Here is an 18,790-nt window from a genome sequence, read left to right on the forward strand (position 1 = left end):
CTCACTTTCCTGAATTACGATAATGCTTTGATTGCCTCTATCACGCTCTGCCAGCGTTCGCTGGCTGCGGCATCCAGGCCCGTTAACGCTCTTTGCGTCTCCTGTCGCCAACCGGCCAGCAGTGCCTTGCGGCCAGACAGGCCAAAGTGCTGATTGAGTTCCGCTGCCGACTTCTCCGCCACCATCGCCCCGTTAAGCAACGGCAGATCGCTCTGGCACTGGCTGACCAGCCGCCCCAGCGCGCCAAAGCTGGCTTCAAACGGACGGTGGCCCCAGGCAAAGCCTGCCAGCTCGCGCCAGTCTTCTTCATTCAGCTGCCAATCGTCCGCCTCAGGCAGTTGCAGTGCGATGCCGGGAACAAGTCGCTGTAACCACGGCCAGTCGCGCTGAAGCCGTTTTTCGGCGCAGGCCTGCAGTTGTTCAGCCGGTTCACTTAATGGCAGGATCGCCATCGCCGTAAAACAGCCGCTGCTGGCTTCACGCTGGCTGCCCAGCCGCATCAGCTTAAAGCCGCAGGATTGCCAGAAGGCCCAAAGCTCTGCGGTATACCCAAAGCTGACCGACAAATAATCCAGCCCATCGGCATCTTCCCTGCTCCGCTCCACCATTTGACGGCCGATGCCCTGACGCCGCCGTTCAGGTGCAATGGCAATCCGACTGATACGCCGGGAACGAAGCTGCGCGGCTTCGGGCCAGCCGCCGTGGGCGGCAAGTGACTGCGCCACCAGATTTCCCCGGGGACGCCGAAAGCCGGCCCAGACCGCCTCGGACAGAGCGGCTGTCAAACCACCTTCATCAACCAGAAGCATCGCGCCCTGCACGGTATTGCCCTGCGATGCCAGGCTGAAATGCATGCCTGGCGCATCCATCATCCGCCGTAAATCCAGCGGCGAAGTACGGTAGTGGGCGCTCGCCAGCAGCTGGTACATGGCGGACAATTGTTCCGGCTGAGTCAGCCAGGCGGATTGCTCAGGGAACGAAAATTGCAGCGGCAGCGTGCTTTGCTCTGGCTCCGCTTCCGCAATCAGCAGCGCCTGATTAATAAAGCGCTCCAGCGGATCATCGGCTGACCAGCGCAGCGGCTGATCCAGTTTACGCAGCGTCACCTGCGGCAGGCTGGCACAGAATTTCAACATAAAGCCGCGACCGGTGCCTTCGTAACCCTGCAAGGTCGAGGTCAGCAACACGCGGGGATACAGCGCCACCAGCTGCCGCAGGGTCGGCGCCGGTATGGCTGCGGCTTCGTCCACCAGCAGCCAGTCGATCGGCTGCGGCCGCTGTTCAGGGCTGAGAGCCAGCAGCCGGTCCGGTGCGATAAACTCAAAAGCGTCGCCGGCGAATTCTGCCAGCACATCGGTGGCCACTTTGGCCGGTGCGGTTATCAGGCAACGCCCTGGCCAGCGTGCCGCCAGCAGCCCGGCCAGCGCAGACTTTCCTCTGCCGCGCGGGGCAATAATCACAGAGATACCGGGTTCGCTGGCCAGCAACGCATCAAGCACCGCTTGCTGCTGTGACGTATCATCAGGCTGCCAGGCTGGCGATGTGGGCAGAGACGGTAAGGTGAATGGCTGATGCTGCTGGAGCAGCGCAATGCTGTCGTCCTGCTCAACCAGCTGCTGAAAACGACGGATAAAATTAAATGAAGGAATGGCCGAAGCCTGTTCGCTCCAGCGCAATGAATCGGTGTCTGGTAAGGTGGCCCAACGCGACCAGTCAGGCACCAGCATCAGCAGCCAGCTGCCTGCTTTTAGCGTGCCGGAAAGTGCGGCCAGCGCTTCGGCATGAAAACCGCTGCGGGCATCAAACACCGCGTGCAGAAACTCGCGCCCCAGCAGGGTTCTTGCCGCCGCAGGCGCGCAGTTCAGCGGACTGTGGGGTGCATCGCCCAGCCACATCCAGTCGCCCGGTAACCAGGCCATCCACTGCTCGGCCTGATGCTGGCACCAGCTATCGTCGCCGCTGATCACCAGGATTTGCCGCAGCCCGTGCTGCCTGAGATGTTCGCTATGGCGTAGTGTGTCGTTAACCCCGGCCATAATCAGCGACTAAAGGTGTCGCACTGGCCAGGATTACCACTATCAAACCCTTTTTTGAACCAGCTGTAACGCTGCTCTGACGTCCCGTGGGTAAAGCTGTCCGGTACTACCCGGCCCTGACCACGCTGTTGCAGACGATCGTCACCGATCGCTTCAGCGGCGTTAAGCGCTTCCTGCAAATCGCCAGGTTCAAGGATATTTTGCTTTTGCATGTAGTAACCCCACACGCCAGCAAAGCAGTCCGCCTGTAACTCCATTTTCACCGAAAGCTGATTAGCCTGAGTCTGGCTTGCACCCTGCTGCATCTGGCGGACTTTTTGCTCAATGCCCAACAATCTCTGTACGTGGTGACCCACTTCATGAGCAATAACATATCCCTGGGCGAAATCTCCGTCCGCCCCCAGCTTGTTTTTCATTTCATCGTAAAACGACAGGTCAATGTAAACCGTGGTATCAGCCGGGCAGTAAAAAGGCCCCATCACTGACTGACCGGTACCACAACCTGTGCGGGTGGCCCCGCGATACATCACCAGTTTGGGTGGCGTATAGGTTTTACCCATTTTCTGAAAAAGCTGCTGCCAGGTATCTTCCGTGGTGGCAAGGATCACTGAGGTAAATTTGGCCGCTTCATCCTGCTGCGGCTTGATGCTGCTCTGGCGTTGCGGGGCTGGCTGAGAAACGCTGCTGCTTTCACCGGTCAGCAACGGGCTAAGGTCATAGCCATAGTAGCTGGCGATCACCACCACAATCAGCAGAATGATGCCGCCTTTGCCCCGGGGAATGCGCATTCTTCCCGCCCCCATTGATGGCGACGAACCAGAATCATCACGGCGATCTTCCACATTGTCGCTCTCGCGGCGCCCTTGCCAACGCATACCTTACCTCTCGTTATATCCATTTCACGGCTGTCAGATTGATTTTAGACGTGTGTCTCGGGTAACACCAGTTAACCGGGCGTAACCTGCGATTTGAGTGAATCAGGCGGGGAGAATACGGGCAATGCGAGGGAAAAGAAAGGCTGCGGTATGAGCGCCGCAGCCACAAATCTTAGTCGAGCTTCACACCCAGACGGGTAGCAACTTCTTCATAGGCTTCGATCAGGCCGCCCAGACTCTGGCGGTAACGGTCTTTGTCCATCTTGTTCAGGGTGTCTTTATCCCACAGGCGCGCGCCGTCCGGCGAGAACTCATCGCCCAGCACCACTTCGCCATTGAACAGACCAAACTCCAGCTTAAAGTCCACCAGGATCAGTCCAGCATCGGAGAACAGCTTGCTCAGTACTTCGTTCGCTTTGTAGGTTAGCTCACGCATACGGGCCAGATTCTCTTTGTTCACCCAACCAAAGGTTTCGCAGTAGGATTCGTTAACCATCGGATCGTGCTTGGCATCATCCTTCAGGAACAGGTCAAACAGCGGTGGGTTGAGGATCATTCCCTCTTCCACGCCCAGACGCTTCACCAGCGAGCCAGCGGCACGGTTACGCATCACGCACTCAACCGGCACCATATCCAGCTTTTTGACCAGCGATTCGTTATCAGACAGCAGCGCTTCCATCTGCGTTGGGATACCGGCTTCCTGCAGTTTAGTCATGATGAAATGGTTAAACTTATTGTTAATCATTCCTTTGCGATCAAACTGTTCGATACGTTCACCGTCCAGTGCTGACGTATCGTTGCGGAATTCGAGTACCAACAGATCCGGGTTTTCGGTGCTGTAAACGGTTTTCGCTTTGCCGCGATACAACTCAGCTTGCTTTTGCATCTTCTTAAACTCCAAAAATAGAACGGGGAAAATTGTGCTGTGACCAGTTTATTCTCTGTGGCGAAAAAATCGAAGCAATCGTTTACGTACAGAGGAATAAAAAAGGCCGGAGAGATCCGGCCTTAAGGTTTACTTGCTAAAGGCTGCGTTGAATACGGCAACCAGCGCGTCATTTTGCGACTGGGTCAACGTATGACCTTTAGGATCGAGGAACTGCAGGCTGCTGCGGTTATCCAGATCGCCGACCTGCAGCTTATAATCGCCGTTGGTCAGACCCGGATCTTTCGCGCCCAGCGCGTCCCACTCATCACTGCCCAGCGTTTTGTAAGTCACGTTCAGGCTGCCCTGAGAACGGTTAGTATCGGTGACTTTCCAGCCTGCGCGTTGCAGGGCTGCTGGCAGACGTTCCCACACGGTGTTGAACGGTGCGCGAACAATCAGATCCGGCAAGCCGGTATCATCTGCGCCGCTCTGCACGTCAATCTGCGCGGAACTGCGTTTAGCTGCCGCGTTTTCACGCGAGGTTTCGTTTTTATCCAGACCGCTGCTCAGCTCGTTCAGCATCTGCGCGGTGTAGCGCTGCAGCTGGACCGGTGAGTTCACGCCTTTGCCTTCCTGCTGCAGTTCCAGCAGTTTGACCGACAATGCCTGCTGATAACCCTGCTGCTGCACGCTGATCTGGTAGCGGCCACGATACTGGTGATCTTCATCAGCACGGTTCCACTGCACCCAATCGGTGGTCAGCGTCTGGGTGGCATCAGTCCGGCTGGCAATCGGATAATTCTTCGCCTGCACCACATCGACAACCTGCGGCCACAGTGAACCGGTACGCGCGCTGTCCAGTAACAGGACGCCAGAATTACCGGCAAACTGCGTCCGGGTGCCGTTCATCAACGCCAGTGGCTGAGCCGGTGGACGGATGTCCAGCTGCTTACCAATCGCGCCGGTGGTGCTGGCGGAAGGAATGTCGAAATCGCCATTCTGCAACGGCATCACCATCCCTGCCGGGGCGTGCAGATCGCTTACATCAGCCGCTTTCAGATAAGATTCATCGCCGCTGACCTGACGCTTGTAACGCTGGTCGCTGGAACATGCTGCCAGCAGCATCACCAAAGAAAGCCCTACCACTTTTGCTACCGTGGACTTTTGTACTGAATAAGCCATTAAAACTCCCTAAATTTACAGCAGACCTGCGCTTTTCAGTGCCTGCTCAACAACCGGACGACCGGCATCAGTCATCGGCGTCATCGGCAGACGCAGCGTGTCGGTTGCAATTAATCCTAACTGCTTAGCAGCCCATTTAACCGGGACAGGATTAGGCTCAATGAATAGCTTCTGATGCAGATGCATCAGGCGCTGATTAAGGCGTCGCGCTTCGGTAAAATTGCCCTGGCTGGCCAGTTTGCACAATTCTGCCATTTCACGCGCGGCAATGTTTGCCGTCACAGAGATTACGCCCTGTCCGCCAAGCTGCATGAAGTCGAGGGAAGTCGCATCGTCGCCACTTACCAGGATGAAATCTTCATCAACCAGCTCTTGGATCTGACTAACCCGCGATAAGTTCCCGGTAGCCTCTTTGATTCCGATAATATTTTTTATTTTCGCCAGGCGACCCACCGTTTCTGGCAGCATATCGCAACCCGTACGTGACGGGACGTTATACAGCATTTGCGGCAAATCGGTGCTTTCAGCAATGGCTTTGAAGTGCTGATACAGCCCTTCCTGAGTGGGACGGTTGTAGTATGGCGTCACGGTCAGGCAGCCTACCACGCCGCTTTTTTCAAAGCGTTTGGTCAGAGCAATCCCTTCAGCGGTGGCGTTAGCGCCGGTTCCGGCGATCACCGGAATGCGGCCGTCGGCCAGTTCCAGCGTCATCATCACCACGTCACCATGTTCGTCATGGCTTAATGTGGCGGATTCACCGGTAGTCCCTACTGAGACAATTGCCGCGGTTCCGCTGGCAACATGATAATCAATCAGTTTTTTCAAACTCGCACGGCAGACAAACCCTTTGTCATCCATCGGCGTGACGAGTGCAACAATACTTCCCGTGAACATTAGCCATCCCCTCCACAAACAAGTCCTTCATGGTACGGTTTACGGCACTCTAAAAGCAAGCAGACAAGCCCCCCAGGCCACTTGGCATAGGGTATTTTTTATGTTTACCTTAGAGTTATCACAATTGCTAATCATCATGACGGACAGGAAGCATCATTTTGCCGCAGTCACAGCAACATCATCTGGTTATCACCGCACTGGGGGTTGACCGCCCGGGGATCGTTAACACCATCACCCGCCACGTCAGCAGCTGCGGTTGCAACATTGAAGATAGCCGTCTGGCCATGCTGGGTGAGGAATTCAGCTTTATCATGCTGCTTTCCGGCAGTTGGAACGCGATTACGCTGATTGAATCCACCCTGCCGCTAAAAGGCGCGGAGCTGGAGCTGCTGATCGTGATGAAGCGCACCACCTTCCGCGAACGGCCGCCCATGCCCGCCACGGTCTGGGTTCAGGTGGAAGTAAAGGATTCACCGCATATTATTGAGCGCTTCACCGATCTGTTTGATTCCCATCAGATGAACATCGCCGAGCTGGTGTCCCGCACGCAGCCCGCGCAAGAAAATCAGCCGCCTTTACTCTATATTCAAATTACCGCTCACAGCCCCGCCAGCCAGGATGCCTCATTTATTGAGCAGGCATTCAACAGGCTATGTACAGAACTGCAGGCGCAAGGCACTATTAACGTCGTCCAGTACCCACAGCATGATGAAAAAATGGAGAGTAGTGATGAATCCACTGAAAGCCGGTGATACCGCACCGAAATTTAGCTTGCCCGATCAGGATGGCGAACAAGTAAATTTGACCGACTTCCAGGGACAGCGCGTTCTGGTGTATTTCTACCCGAAAGCGATGACGCCAGGTTGCACCGTTCAGGCTTGCGGTCTGCGTGACAGCATGGATGAGCTGAAAAAAGCCGGTGTTGATGTGTTAGGGATCAGCACCGATAAGCCAGAGAAACTGTCGCGATTTGTTGAGAAAGAGCTGCTGAACTTTACGCTGCTTTCCGATGAAGACCATCAGGTCTGCGAACAGTTTGGCATCTGGGGTGAGAAGACGTTCATGGGCAAAACCTATGATGGCATCCACCGGATCAGCTTCCTGATTGGCACCGATGGCAAGGTTGAGCATGTGTTTGATGACTTCAAAACCGCCACTCACCACGACATCGTGATGGACTACCTGAAGAGCGCCTGATCCCAGGCGCAACATAAAAAGGGCAGAAGAGAGTGCCCCTTAATCTCCGGTTTGTCGCCGAAGATTAAGGCACAGCGCCGCTTCTGCCCTTTTCTTATCCCGCTATGTGCGTTTTTTCGGCTCGACGTTCAGCTCATCAGGCCAGGCATGCACCACCGCTTTGATCAGCGTGGCCAGCGGAATGGCGAAGAACACCCCCCAGAATCCCCACAGCCCGCCAAATATCACCACCGACAGAATGATCACCAGCGGATGCAGATTGACCGCTTCTGAGAACAGCACCGGCACCAGAATATTGCCGTCCAGCCCCTGAATAATCAGATAGACGATAATCATCGTCCAGAAGTCACCGCCGAGGCCCCATTGCGCCAGGCCCACGCCGATGACCGGAATGGTCACCGCCAGTGCGCCGACGTAGGGGATCAGCACCGAGAAGCCAACCAGCACCGCCAGCAGCAGCGCATAGTTCATGCCGATCGCGAGGAAGCCAATCCAGGTGGCGATACCGACCACCACCATCTCCAGCACTTTGCCGCGAATGTAGTTGGAGACCTGCTGGTTCATCTCTGCCCACACCTGACCGGCCAGGCCACGGTTGCGCGGCAGAACGCGGCTAATGGCTGCCAGCATCTGGTCTTTGTCCTTCAGCAGGAAGAACACCATCAGCGGCACCAGCACCAGATAAATCGCCAGGGTCATAATGCCCACCAGCGAAGCCAGCGAGTATTTCACCAGCTGGTCGCCCATGCCGCTCAGGCGGCTGCGCAGGTTCTCCACCACGATATCGATGATGCCCACGTCCATCAGCGTAGGGAAGCGCTCCGGTAAGCGGGTGGCATAGTGATACAGGCCGTTAAGCATGGTCGGCAGTTCATGCGCCAGGTTAATCCCCTGTTGCCAGGCAACCGGCGCGACCACCAGCACTAACACCATTAATAAAGAGGCAAAGATAATCAGGATGATGGCGGTCGCCCAGGTACGGGAACAGCCCAGGCGTTCGAGGCGCACCGTTGGCCACTCCAGCAGATACGCCACCACTAACGCCACCAGCAGCGGGGCCAGCAGGCCGTTAAAGAAAAACAGAATACAAAAGGCGGCGATCAGGATGGCCAGCAAGGCGATAGCCTGGGGATCGCTGAAGCGGCGGCGATACCACTGAATTAAGAGGTCCAGCATGGGAAACGTCCTTGCGTACTAAGGGGGGAAACAGTCTACCTGAAGGGTGAGGCTCTGTCGCGTGGCTGTCCGGCGTGGCGGGATGCCAGGCCGGACGGGTGAGGATTAGCCGCTGTGACGTTGCGGGTGCATCTCAAGCTGCGGTTCTGGCTGGCTGGCGATGACACGGTTACGTCCGGCATTTTTCGCCTGATAAAGCGCATCATCAGCCTGCTTGAACACCCGCTCCATCGAGATTTCATCCGGTGACCAGAACGCCACGCCAATCGAAATCGAAATATGCCCAACGGTCGGTAATTCCAGCTGCTCAATCTTTCTTCTGACGCGCTCGGCAATCGCCATTGCCACATCACGATCGGCGCCAGGCATGATCATCAGGAACTCTTCCCCGCCGTTACGGCAGACAACGTCTGTCTGTCGGGAGCTATTACCCAGCTGATCGGCGACGCTTTTAATCACGTTATCGCCCACATCATGACCCCAGGTATCGTTCACCCGCTTAAAGTGATCGATGTCCACCGCCAGCACGGCAAACGGCTGACGGGTCGCGAGGAAATATTCCAGCACCGCGTTCAGGCCGCGACGGTTAAGCAGTTCGGTCATTGGATCGGTCTGCACCTCGAACTTCAGCCGGCCAATTTTATCCTGCAACAAACCAATCCCGGCCAGCATCGCGCGTTTGATTTGCGACGATTCATAATACCAGGAGCGGATGCCGTTAATCTCTTTCGACACGCCTGGCGCGTCCATCTGGCTGGCCTTACGGGCCAGTTGCCACAGCGGTAACGCAATCAGGCGCGCAAGGATCCAGGCACAAATCAGGGTCAGTAGCGCGAAGGGAACCGAATGCTGAAGCACCTTCATCAACAGGCTGTTCAGCGGTTCAAGGGTGGTCTGCGTCGGTTTAAGCGCGACGATGGTCCAGCCCGGCGTGGAGACCGTGGCGTAACCTGCCAGCATCGGTTCGCCGCTGGCTTTCGGGATCTGCTGGTAGCCGTTGCTGTTCTTCTCCCGGACATCGTCGCCGATCAGCGGAGCAATTTTCTGCCCAATCAGTTTGGCGTTCTGGTGGTAGAGCACCCGGTTGTCGCCATCAACCACATACAGTGACGAACCATCGCGGTAGAACTGCTCGCCGAGCAATTCATTGAGAATGCTTTTTTTCTTCAGGTAAATCGTGCCGCCGACAAAGCCCAGATAGCTGCCGGTTTTTGACCAGACAGGATAAGAGACAAACACCATCAGGTTGTTGGCCGCCGAAATGCTCGGTTTGCCGATCAGCGGTTTGCGCTCAGTCAGTGCTTGCGTGGTGCTGCTGGTAGTGAGATGCATGCCTTTCAGCATCAAAGACTCGGGCGAAATCGCTTTCACCCAGCCATTGGCGTCGACAATCACCACCGAGTTAAAGCTGTTGGTCTGTTCGCGCAGGCGATCGACCTCACTTTGCAACGCCGCATCGTTATCCATACCGTCGCCCAGCACTTTGGCACTGAACGCCAGCTGTGACTGCGCCAGCTGAAAAAACATTTCAGTGGTGGAGGCCAGTTTCGTGGCGTAAACGCGGTTGGATTCGAGCGTATTATTGATCAGCACCTCACGCTGTACTCGCCAGGTGGCGTACAGTGAGTTGGCCAGTGTAATCACGATGCTGGCCACGGCTAATAATGTAATAAGCGTGCGTAAGTCCGTCTTGGGGCGACTTAGCCTCAACATGGACTCACCTCGGTGAGACGTTTCATAATGTAGCGCCTTATTATTTTATGTGCGCATTTGATAAGTGCGTGTTATGCCCTGGTAAAGCACACGCCAATTGTACACCTCTCGTTCGTTTTGGGAATATTCTGACGCCCTTTATACCAATAATAATTTGGTTTAATCGATAAGCCCGTTGGCATCATAGAAGGGATAAGGGCCATCAAATTGCCCGACGACGCACTGATGGGTGACCACCCCCTGCTCCGGCGTCCAGCGGTGCAGTAAATAACCGGCGGGCTCCAGGCAGAAGTTGGCCGGGCCGTCGGTTTGCAAATCAAACGCCACCTGATGGGATACACCTGGCGCGCTGCACGCCAGCGTACCGGCAAACCTGACCTGCATACTGCGATGAAGATGCCCGCACAGCACCCTTTCCACCTGCGGATGGCCCTTGATCACCGCAGCTAACGGCTGGGGATTACGCAGCCGCTGGCGATCCATATGGTCAATCCCACTGATAAACGGTGGATGGTGCAGCATCACTATTGTCGGCCGCAGCGGTTGTTCCTTTAGCCTGTCAGACAGCCAGCCCAGACGTTCTTCGCAGAGTTCCCCTTGCGGTTGCTGTGGCACGGTGGAATCCAGTGCCAGCAGGCGTAACGGCCCGCATTCGCCTTCCCACTGAATGAATTCGTGGTGCTGAAAAAGATGCGTTTGGTCGGCAAAGATTTTTCGCATCATCTGACGATCGTCGTGATTGCCCGCCATCAGCCAGTACGGCAATTCAAGGTGGGATAACGCTTCCTTCAGCGTCAGATACTCTTCTTCGTGGCCAAAGTCGACCAGATCGCCGGTAATCACCACCGCATCAGGGCGTGGCAACAGCGCATTCAGTCGGGCAATCACCTGGCGTAATGCACCAAGGGTATCCACTTTGCGGTAGGACAATTTGCCCTGGGCTTTAATGTGTAAATCACTGATCTGGGCCAGTAACACGGCTTGCTGAGTCAAAATAACGATCCCTTAATCCCGAATTAAAAATGCATCACCCGTTCGTCGGTAATGATCAATCCCACCCTCTGACCGGTCTGCCAGACCTCACGGGCAGAACGTTCGACCTGAATCGGTTTTTCGCTGCCGATATCAATCAGCAAGCGCTGGCTGGCACCGAGAAACAGCTGTTCGACGATACGGCCATGACGCAAGCCGGCATCCGGCTGACCGAGCTGAATATCTTCAGGCCGGCAGAAACGGGCCGGCGTGCCGTAACCGGCTGGCTGAATGCAGTTGATGGCACCGACAAAATCAGCGACAAACCGGGTGGCAGGCTGCTGATAAATGGCGCGCGGCGTGTCGATCTGCGCGATCCGCCCACGCTCAAGCACCGCAATCCGGTCGCCCAACGCCATCGCCTCCTGCTGATCGTGCGTGACATAGACGGCAGTGATGGCCAGCGTTCTCAGCAGATGGCCGATATCCTCACGCAGGCGCTCACGCAGCTTCACGTCAAGCGCCGCCAGCGGCTCATCAAACAACAGAACCTTTGGCCGGGCTGCTAACGCGCGGGCCAGCGACACGCGCTGCTTTTGCCCACCGGAAAGCGCCTGCACCGGGCGATGAGCAAAGGGCAACAGATCGACCATCGCCAGCATCTCATCCACCCTTTCCTGCCGTTCCGCTTTGGGCACACCCTGAATACGCAGGCCGTAGCCGACGTTATCCGCAACGTTTAAATTGGGGAACAGCGCATAGTTCTGGAACACCATGCCGACATTGCGCTTCTCAATCGGCAAGTGGGTGACGTTACGATCGCCAAACCAGACTTCACCGCCAGCGTCTGGCGTTTCCAGGCCGCTGATAATGCGCAGCGTGGTGGTTTTCCCGCAGCCAGATGGTCCCAGCAGCACCAGCGTTTCGCCAGCCACAATGTCGAGATCCAACGGGTGCAATGCCACTGAACCGCCGGCAAAAGTGCGTGAACAGTGACGTAAATGAATACTCAGGGAGTCTGCCATCAGACGGTTTCCTTAACGGGTAACGCTCGCGCATCTGCCCGGCGCTGAGCAAACTGGGTGACCCAGCTCAGCGCCAGCAACAGCGGCAAAATAATCGCGAGGAAAATCAGGGTATAGGCCGAGCCCACTTCCAGACGCATGGAGGCATAGCTGTCCGCCAGACCCACCGGCAGCGTTTTCGTCAGCGGCGTGTGCAGCATCCAGGTGATATTGAATTCACCAATCGACAGCGTCAGCACCATAAATGCCCCGGCAAGAATACCGTTACGGCAGTTCGGTACAATGACGGTAAAGAACCGACGCCAGAAACCGGCGCCCAGGCTGGCGGCCGCTTCTTCCAGCTGCAGCAGCTGGCTGGCGCGCATCACCGACAGGACCGGACGCACCATAAAGGGCAGGGTGAACAGCACATGGCCGATCAAAATAAACAGCCAGCTGCTGCGTAAACCGTGGAAGCCGCCATAGATCACAATCAGGCCGAGCGCCGTGGCCAGTCCGGGTAACGCCACCGGCAGCAACAGAAACTCTTCAATGCGGCTGGCCCAACGTGAGGGGGTTTTCAATAATCCCCATGCGGCTGGCACGCCTAATACCAACACGCACCCGAGGCAGCTGACGGCGATCAGTAGCGACAGCCCGATCGTGCCGGCGTACAGCTCCCAAACCTGGGCAACCCAGCGCAGCGTCAGCCCGCTTTTCAGCCCGATAAAATAGTTCTCCGTCACCCCTGCCAGCAGCGAAAGGACGATGGGTACCACCATAAACAGGCACAGGCTGAGCGTGAAAATCAGCTGTAACCAGAACAGTCCGGTGCGTTTCATTACGCCATCTCCTTATGCTCACCGGCCAGCCAGCGCGCCAGAATCAACGCCAGCCAGGCGACACCGCCCATCGCCACGGACAATGCGGCCGCCGTGGCAAAATTGGCGTAATTGGTGAACTCACCGTAAATCGTCAGCGGCAAAACCTTCAGGTCGGTGCCTAGAGTAAACGCGGTGCCAAAAGCGCCCATACTGGTGGCAAAGCAGATGGCGCCGCTGGAAAACAGTGCCGGCGAGATCCCCGGCACGATCACATCCCACACCACTCGCCACTGGCTGGCACCAAGGGATCGCGCAGCCTCCTCCAGCGACGGATCGAGTTTTTCACAGGCGGCGACCAGCGTCATCACCACGCGAGGGATGGAGAAATAGAGATAGCCCACGAACAGCCCCGCCAGCGAATAGGCAAACATCCAGCGTTCGCCGGACAACGTCAGGCTAATTTGCGCAATCAGCCCCTGGCGTCCCGCCAACATCACCACCAGAAAGCCCACCACCACGCCCGGAAAAGCCAGCGGGAAAGTTAACACCGCCAGCAACAGCGAGCGCCCGGCAAAGCGGTGACGCGCCAGAAAACAGCCGACGATGGCACAGATCGCTACCGCCAACAGGGAAACCAACAGCGACAGCAGTACCGTCACCCCGAGACTGCGCAGGTATTGCGGCTGCGTCAGAATGGTCCAGTACGCATTCACACCGGTGCTGTTATCGGCTTCGGTGCCCATCATGATCAGAGTGGCGAAAGGCAGCAGCCAGAACGCCGCAAAAAACAACAGGGCGGGAACCAGCATCCACTGCACCTTTATCCGGCGGAGAAATGGCGTGGCGCGCGCCCCGACATGGGGACGCGAACCGCTGCTGACTAATGGCGCAGACATTACTGGATCTCACTCAGATAACGCGCGGAAAAGGCTTTTTGCGCGTCAGCCATCTGCTGATAATCGACGGTTTTGGCGCGGGCATAATCACTGTCAGGCAGGAAGCGTTTCTTCGCCTCAGCCGACATCGCTTCCGGCCGGACCGGGCGCAGATAAGCATTGGCCCAAATCGCCTGCCCTTTGTCGGACAGCACGTAATCAATCACCTTTTTGCCGTTATCCGCGTGTGGCGCGTTTTTTACCAGGCTGATGACGTACGGCACGGTAATGGTCCCCTCTTGCGGGATCACAAAGGCGACGTTGGCATGGTCGGTGTATTTCGCGCGATAGGCATTGAAGTCATAATCCAGCAGGATTGGGATTTCGCCGGACAGCAGACGCGCATAGGCGGTTTGCTTCGGCACAATCGGCTTATTCGCTGACAGTTTTTTAAAGTACGCCAGGCCAGGTCCGAAGTCCTGCAGGGTGCCGCCCATCGCCAGGTTCGCGGCGACCGCGCCCACGTAACCGACGAACGCGCTGGAAGGGTCGAGGAAGCCAATCATGCCTTTATATTCCGGCTTCAACAGATCGTTCCAGGATTGCGGCACCGGCAAGCCGCCTAAGGCATCGACATTGACCATAAAGCCCATGGTGCCAGAGTGCAGCGCGACCCACTTCCCGTCCGGATCCTTCATGCCAGCCGGGATCGCATTCCATCCGGCGGGTTTATACGCCTCCACCACGCCCGACTTTGCCGCCTGAATACCAAAGGTGACGCCCAGATAGGCCACATCGGCCACCGGGTTGGCTTTTTCCGCCACCATCTGTGCCAGCGCCTGACCGGAGTTTTTATTGTCCTGCGGCACGTTGATGCCGGTATCGGTGGCAATCGCTTTTAACTGCGTGCCCCAGTCAGCCCATTCTGGCGGGCAGTTATAACAAATGGCATCGGCTGCTGACGCCAGCTGGCTGACCATTGCACTCCCCGCCAGCAGCGCGGCGACGGCAATCTTGCTGAACTGTTTACGCTGTAACATAAGTTTTCCCGGATGTTGGTGTAATAAAAAAAGGTTAAGGCAAAGGCAGAACTGGCGGCGGCGCGATGCTTTCACCCAACCGCAGTTGCACCGGTAGCGGCGCAACAGGATCCGGACGCTGACCGGCAATTAATGCCAGCAGATGGGTAATCGCCTGCGTTCCCATATTCTGTAAAGGTTGCACCACGGAACTGAGCGACGGATAAACCAGCCGCCCGAGATCGATTCCGTCGAAGCCAATAATTGAAATTTGCTGCGGCACGCGATAGCCCGCACGAAGCAGCTCGCCGATCACGCTTATGGCCAGCAGATCGTTAGTGCAGAGCAGCGCGGTCATCGCCTGATGGCCCTGTAAGGCGGGTTGCAGCGTCTGCAGGTCTGAACGGGTATGGCTGGGCATTTCCAGCACCGCGGCGGGCGTCAGACCGTCGGCGTTCATCGCATCGCAGTAGCCCTGATAACGCTGAAGCGCGCGGTCAGATTGCAGGATTGGCCCGGCAATCATGCCGATGTGGCGATGCGCAAGGCCAAGCAGGTGCCCGGTGGCCTGACGCATGGCCTGGCGGTTATCAACACACACCGACGGCAGCGTGATTTTTTGCGGCGCGTTGTGGACCAAGACCACCGGCACATCTTCCCGCTGAAGGTTGGCGAGAACCTGGCTGCTGTCGGCATCGGCGACGGTCAGCACCAGCCCATCAACGCGCTGGCGGAGCATATTTTCCACGATGTCCGCTTCGCGCTGCGGCTGATAATCACTGGTGGCAATCAGCAGCCCGTAGCCTCTTTGCTGAGCAGCCACTTCCATCGCCTGCAGCTGTTCAGCAAAAACGGGGTTACTTAACGAAGGCAACAACACCCCCAGCGTGCGGGAAGATTGGGTGCGGAGCTGGCGGGCAATAAGATTTGGCCGGAAGCCAAGCGCATCTGACGCAGCAAATACTTTCAGCCGGGTCTCTTCACGCACCAGCTCAGGCGAAGAGAAAGCCCGTGCTGCCGTAGCGCGTGAAACGCCCGCCAGTTTTGCTACCCGCAATAAATCCGTCATTCGCTCACCTTTTCACCATGAGATCGATCTCATGGCAGGCAAGTTAACAACGATTTATGACAGAAAAATGATCGCAGAATGGGCCGTGCAGCGGCTCAGGGAAGGTGATCAACGAAAGGCGGCAGAAGCCTGAGTGCGGATTTGCGGGCCAGCGGCCCGCGTTATCGCAGGGACAGCAGAATTACATCGCGAGGAAGGCATAGCCCTGGTTTTCCAGGGTTGAAACCGTGGTCGGGCTGGACAGCGCATGGGTAACGGATTTATCGATCCAGTCATGCTGGAAATGGTGGAAGGCGACAGACTGATCGCAGACCGAGACATCCACTCCTTTGGCCCGCAGCTGGCTGATGAGCTTCAGGTTAGGATTATCCATACCAAACATTTTTTTATACTGTTCGTTATTTAACATCGCCGGGGTGCCATCACCGGTGACAGAAACCACGAACTTCAGCTGGTCGACCGGCACGCCAGAAGCGACATACAGATTCACAACCCTGGCAACACGCTCCAGGCCGAGATTAGGATCGTTGGGGCCATTTTCCGCTTTGGTGATCTGGAAAACGATTTTATTACTCTCACCCACAGCCGGTTTATACGCCACGTCTGATTCGTAATGAATTTTGCCGTAACCCTCAATGGTTGGAGTTGACCAGAAACCTGCGGGATCGGCAGCCGGGGTGCCAAAACGGGCACTGATTTTATCGGCAATATCGGGGGCCTTTGAAAAACTGGCGCCGACAAAACCGGCTACAACAGCGATGACTAAATAGGATACGACAGGACGCATAGGATGCTCTCCGCAACAGGGCAACGAGTCAGATGGCTCACGGATAAAAAGGCTGTAGAGTGTCGCCAACTGCGGCGATAACAGGATCTATACCATAGCTTTGACGAATTGCTTGCGGCTGAAAAAAGCATAAGAGCGCAATTAGTTTAGCGATGAAATCATTGATATTATGCAATATCAAAAAAATATTGAAAGTTACTGATTACAACAGGTTGCGTAAAGATCCAGCCAGTACTCAGCCCATTAAATAGAGTGTATTTTTTATCGTCATGGTTAACATCCATAATTAAAATTTAACTTAAGTTATTAATGGTACTGTTGGTTAAAAAATAAATTAATTATTGGCTCTGTTTAATTTCTGATATCAGTCCAAATAAAGTAACTATGCTAATAAACACATCGTTCACTCCCCGATTCAATAGGAGTATTTTTAGGACTAAACCTAATCAAATTCCATGCCATCATCAGATTAATTGAATAAATTTACCTAACTTTAAGGAAGGCGCGGTTACGATTCGCCGATTGGTAAAATTTATTTGTGATCGGGGACGCAGTAAAAGCAGAAATATCAGGCGCTGCCTGTTCTTTTCAGACCAAAGTACGTTAAGCCGCGTAATTGGGGTTAGCGATGAGATAGTCAATTTTTTACGGCAATAATGGCCGTTTTGCAGAAAATCATTCAGTAACCGTCTGTTGCAACCGTTCCCTTCCGACTGACTAGTGATTAAGATACCCTGCGAAAAGTGCAACGATTGCCCACGGCTGCCAGAACATTTGGTCAGACTGTCGGTCGAAAGAAGACGTCATCAGAATGGGATTCCGCATGATCAGTAGATTGAAGCAGTGTGCTCTGGCCTCACTCATCTTTTCTCTTTCGGCCGCTTCACTGCCGTTGAAAGCGGACGTCAGCGACAATCTGCCGGACATTGGCACCACGGCAGGCAATACGCTCTCCATCGGCCAGGAAATGCAGATGGGTGACTTCTATGTGCGCCAGCTGCGTGGCAGCGCGCCGTTGATCAACGATCCGCTGTTAAACGACTACATCAATCAGTTAGGCCAACGGCTGGTCGCTCACGCCTGGTCGGTAAAAACGCCGTTCCACTTCTTCCTTATCCGCAATGATGAAATTAACGCCTTCGCCTTCTTTGGCGGCAATGTGGTGCTGCATTCTGCCCTCTTCCGCTATACCGACAATGAAAGCCAGCTGGCCTCGGTGATGGCGCACGAAATCTCGCACGTCACCCAACGACACCTGGCGCGCGCGATGGAAGAGCAGCAGCGCAATGCCCCGCTGACCTGGGTGGGTGCGCTGGGCTCAATCCTGCTGGCCATGGCCAGCCCGCAGGCGGGCATGGCGGCGTTAAGCGGTACGCTGGCGGGCGCGCAGCAAGGGGTGATCAGCTTTACCCAGCAAAACGAGCAGGAAGCCGATCGCATCGGCATTCAGGTGTTGCAGCGTTCGGGCTTTGATCCGGAAGCAATGCCGAACTTCCTGCAAAAACTGGCCGATCAGTCCCGCTTCTCCTCCAAGCCGCCGGAGATCCTGTTAACGCACCCTTTACCGGATAGCCGCCTGTCGGATGCCCGCAACCGCGCCAACCAGATGAAGCCGGTGGTGGTGCAGTCTTCGCAGGACTATTACATGGCGAAAGTTCGCGCGCTGGGCATGTATTCCACCGGACAAAACCAGCTGACCGATGACCTGCTGGATACGCTGAATAAAGGCAACACGCGGGAGCAGGCGGCGGGACAGTACGGAAAAGCCGTGCAGTTTTTACAGGCCAAAAGCTTCGCCAATGCCAAAAAGATCATTGCGCCGTTACTGGCAAAGCAGCCGGACAACGTCTGGTATCTGGATATTATGAGCGATATTGATATCGGGCTTAATCAGCCGCAGCAGGCAATCTCGATGCTGCTGGCCGCGAAAGGCGTCAGTGCCAGCGCGGTGGTTCAGCTCAACCTGGCGAATGCCTATGTCGAAGCGAAGCAACCCGCCGAAGCCAGCAAGATTCTCAATCGCTATACCTGGGCGCACAAGGACGATCCGAACGGCTGGGATTTACTGGCGCAGGCCAGTGCCGATCAGGGATTAACCGACGAAGAGCAAGCGGCCAGAGCGGAGAGTTTGGCGCTGAACGGCCAGCTCGATCAGGCGATCAGAAGTTTGAGCAGTGCCAGTGCCTCGGTGCCGTTGGGTAGCCTGAAGCAGGCAAGATATGATGCGAGAATCGATCAGCTGCGTCAGTTACAGCAGCGGTTCAAGCCTTATATGCGATCGTGATCCAGAGCGGGCTGA

The 18,790-nt window shown here is 56.0% G+C and carries 17 protein-coding genes; 3 read left to right on the forward strand and 14 right to left on the reverse strand.

Annotated elements, in window-relative coordinates; translation table 11 throughout:
* Positions 1–14: 14 nt before the first annotated feature.
* The 5 genes from E2F51_RS01145 to dapA all read right to left on the reverse strand — a co-directional run bounded on the left by E2F51_RS01145 (position 15) and on the right by dapA (position 5,855).
* Positions 15–2,036: a tRNA(Met) cytidine acetyltransferase TmcA gene (locus E2F51_RS01145; RefSeq protein WP_134822546.1), complete on the reverse strand. Its 2,022-nt coding sequence runs from the start codon at positions 2,034–2,036 to the stop codon at positions 15–17.
* 2 nt (positions 2,037–2,038) lie between these two features.
* A complete protein-coding gene (locus tag E2F51_RS01150) occupies positions 2,039–2,911 on the reverse strand; it encodes a neutral zinc metallopeptidase (protein WP_105760887.1) in 873 nt (290 codons plus the stop codon).
* Between the two features lie 172 nt (positions 2,912–3,083).
* A complete protein-coding gene (gene purC / locus E2F51_RS01155) occupies positions 3,084–3,797 on the reverse strand; it encodes a phosphoribosylaminoimidazolesuccinocarboxamide synthase (RefSeq protein WP_134822547.1) in 714 nt (237 codons plus the stop codon).
* Between the two features lie 129 nt (positions 3,798–3,926).
* Positions 3,927–4,961, reverse strand: coding sequence for an outer membrane protein assembly factor BamC (bamC, locus tag E2F51_RS01160; protein ID WP_013203353.1), 1,035 nt, complete (start codon positions 4,959–4,961; stop codon positions 3,927–3,929).
* Between the two features lie 15 nt (positions 4,962–4,976).
* Entirely contained in the window at positions 4,977–5,855 is an 879-nt protein-coding gene (gene dapA, locus E2F51_RS01165; protein ID WP_013203354.1) for a 4-hydroxy-tetrahydrodipicolinate synthase, read from the reverse strand.
* A 158-nt stretch (positions 5,856–6,013) separates the two neighbouring features.
* On the opposite strand from dapA, the gene E2F51_RS01170 reads away from it, so the two are divergent.
* Together E2F51_RS01170 and bcp are read left to right on the forward strand one after the other, a co-directional pair.
* Positions 6,014–6,607, forward strand: a complete 594-nt coding sequence (locus E2F51_RS01170) for a glycine cleavage system transcriptional repressor (RefSeq protein ID WP_013203355.1) — start codon at positions 6,014–6,016, stop codon at positions 6,605–6,607.
* Entirely contained in the window at positions 6,585–7,052 is a 468-nt protein-coding gene (gene bcp, locus E2F51_RS01175) for a thioredoxin-dependent thiol peroxidase (protein WP_013203356.1), read from the forward strand. The genes E2F51_RS01170 and bcp overlap by 23 nt, the downstream gene beginning before the upstream one ends.
* 102 nt (positions 7,053–7,154) lie before the next feature.
* Here bcp and E2F51_RS01180 read toward each other — a convergent pair whose 3' ends face one another.
* From E2F51_RS01180 to E2F51_RS01220, 9 genes are all read right to left on the reverse strand, one after another.
* On the reverse strand, positions 7,155–8,228 hold the full coding sequence (locus tag E2F51_RS01180; protein ID WP_134822548.1) for an AI-2E family transporter: 1,074 nt from the start codon (positions 8,226–8,228) through the stop codon (positions 7,155–7,157).
* A 105-nt stretch (positions 8,229–8,333) separates the two neighbouring features.
* Positions 8,334–9,941: a sensor domain-containing diguanylate cyclase gene (locus tag E2F51_RS01185; RefSeq protein WP_134822549.1), complete on the reverse strand. Its 1,608-nt coding sequence runs from the start codon at positions 9,939–9,941 to the stop codon at positions 8,334–8,336.
* Positions 9,942–10,100: 159 nt separating this feature from the next.
* Positions 10,101–10,934 (reverse strand): phosphodiesterase, encoded by an 834-nt coding sequence (locus tag E2F51_RS01190; protein WP_134822550.1) that lies wholly within the window; start codon positions 10,932–10,934, stop codon positions 10,101–10,103.
* 23 nt (positions 10,935–10,957) lie between these two features.
* A complete protein-coding gene (locus E2F51_RS01195) occupies positions 10,958–11,938 on the reverse strand; it encodes an ABC transporter ATP-binding protein (protein ID WP_134822551.1) in 981 nt (326 codons plus the stop codon).
* A complete protein-coding gene (locus tag E2F51_RS01200; RefSeq protein ID WP_134822552.1) occupies positions 11,938–12,759 on the reverse strand; it encodes an ABC transporter permease in 822 nt (273 codons plus the stop codon). The genes E2F51_RS01195 and E2F51_RS01200 overlap by 1 nt, the downstream gene beginning before the upstream one ends.
* A complete protein-coding gene (locus tag E2F51_RS01205) occupies positions 12,759–13,637 on the reverse strand; it encodes an ABC transporter permease (RefSeq protein WP_134822553.1) in 879 nt (292 codons plus the stop codon). The genes E2F51_RS01200 and E2F51_RS01205 overlap by 1 nt, the downstream gene beginning before the upstream one ends.
* Positions 13,637–14,656: an ABC transporter substrate-binding protein gene (locus E2F51_RS01210; protein ID WP_013203363.1), complete on the reverse strand. Its 1,020-nt coding sequence runs from the start codon at positions 14,654–14,656 to the stop codon at positions 13,637–13,639. The genes E2F51_RS01205 and E2F51_RS01210 overlap by 1 nt, the downstream gene beginning before the upstream one ends.
* 34 nt (positions 14,657–14,690) lie before the next feature.
* Entirely contained in the window at positions 14,691–15,704 is a 1,014-nt protein-coding gene (locus tag E2F51_RS01215) for a LacI family DNA-binding transcriptional regulator (protein WP_134822554.1), read from the reverse strand.
* A gap of 181 nt (positions 15,705–15,885) precedes the next feature.
* Entirely contained in the window at positions 15,886–16,491 is a 606-nt protein-coding gene (locus E2F51_RS01220; RefSeq protein WP_013203365.1) for a DsrE family protein, read from the reverse strand.
* Positions 16,492–17,314: 823 nt separating this feature from the next.
* Between E2F51_RS01220 and E2F51_RS01225 the strand changes: the two genes are divergently transcribed.
* Complete coding sequence (locus E2F51_RS01225) at positions 17,315–18,775, forward strand: M48 family metallopeptidase (RefSeq protein WP_134822555.1); 1,461 nt, start codon at positions 17,315–17,317, stop codon at positions 18,773–18,775.
* Positions 18,776–18,790 lie beyond the last annotated feature (15 nt).

Origin of the sequence: Erwinia sp. QL-Z3 (genome assembly GCF_004551645.1) — a bacterium.
GTDB lineage: Bacteria > Pseudomonadota > Gammaproteobacteria > Enterobacterales > Enterobacteriaceae > Erwinia > Erwinia billingiae.

What these genes read in the sequence shown, in the direction of transcription:
- dapA (WP_013203354.1), bottom strand. Translation starts at nt 5,855, where the DNA reads ATGTTCACGGGAAGTATTGTTGCACTCGTCACGCCGATGGATGACAAA.
- E2F51_RS01145 (WP_134822546.1), bottom strand. Translation starts at nt 2,036, where the DNA reads ATGGCCGGGGTTAACGACACACTACGCCATAGCGAACATCTCAGGCAG.
- E2F51_RS01225 (WP_134822555.1), top strand. Translation starts at nt 17,315, where the DNA reads ATGATCAGTAGATTGAAGCAGTGTGCTCTGGCCTCACTCATCTTTTCT.
- E2F51_RS01200 (WP_134822552.1), bottom strand. Translation starts at nt 12,759, where the DNA reads ATGAAACGCACCGGACTGTTCTGGTTACAGCTGATTTTCACGCTCAGC.
- E2F51_RS01195 (WP_134822551.1), bottom strand. Translation starts at nt 11,938, where the DNA reads ATGGCAGACTCCCTGAGTATTCATTTACGTCACTGTTCACGCACTTTT.
- E2F51_RS01210 (WP_013203363.1), bottom strand. Translation starts at nt 14,656, where the DNA reads ATGTTACAGCGTAAACAGTTCAGCAAGATTGCCGTCGCCGCGCTGCTG.
- E2F51_RS01150 (WP_105760887.1), bottom strand. Translation starts at nt 2,911, where the DNA reads ATGCGTTGGCAAGGGCGCCGCGAGAGCGACAATGTGGAAGATCGCCGT.
- E2F51_RS01205 (WP_134822553.1), bottom strand. Translation starts at nt 13,637, where the DNA reads ATGTCTGCGCCATTAGTCAGCAGCGGTTCGCGTCCCCATGTCGGGGCG.
- E2F51_RS01185 (WP_134822549.1), bottom strand. Translation starts at nt 9,941, where the DNA reads ATGTTGAGGCTAAGTCGCCCCAAGACGGACTTACGCACGCTTATTACA.
- E2F51_RS01180 (WP_134822548.1), bottom strand. Translation starts at nt 8,228, where the DNA reads ATGCTGGACCTCTTAATTCAGTGGTATCGCCGCCGCTTCAGCGATCCC.
- purC (WP_134822547.1), bottom strand. Translation starts at nt 3,797, where the DNA reads ATGCAAAAGCAAGCTGAGTTGTATCGCGGCAAAGCGAAAACCGTTTAC.
- E2F51_RS01215 (WP_134822554.1), bottom strand. Translation starts at nt 15,704, where the DNA reads ATGACGGATTTATTGCGGGTAGCAAAACTGGCGGGCGTTTCACGCGCT.
- E2F51_RS01220 (WP_013203365.1), bottom strand. Translation starts at nt 16,491, where the DNA reads ATGCGTCCTGTCGTATCCTATTTAGTCATCGCTGTTGTAGCCGGTTTT.
- bamC (WP_013203353.1), bottom strand. Translation starts at nt 4,961, where the DNA reads ATGGCTTATTCAGTACAAAAGTCCACGGTAGCAAAAGTGGTAGGGCTT.
- bcp (WP_013203356.1), top strand. Translation starts at nt 6,585, where the DNA reads ATGAATCCACTGAAAGCCGGTGATACCGCACCGAAATTTAGCTTGCCC.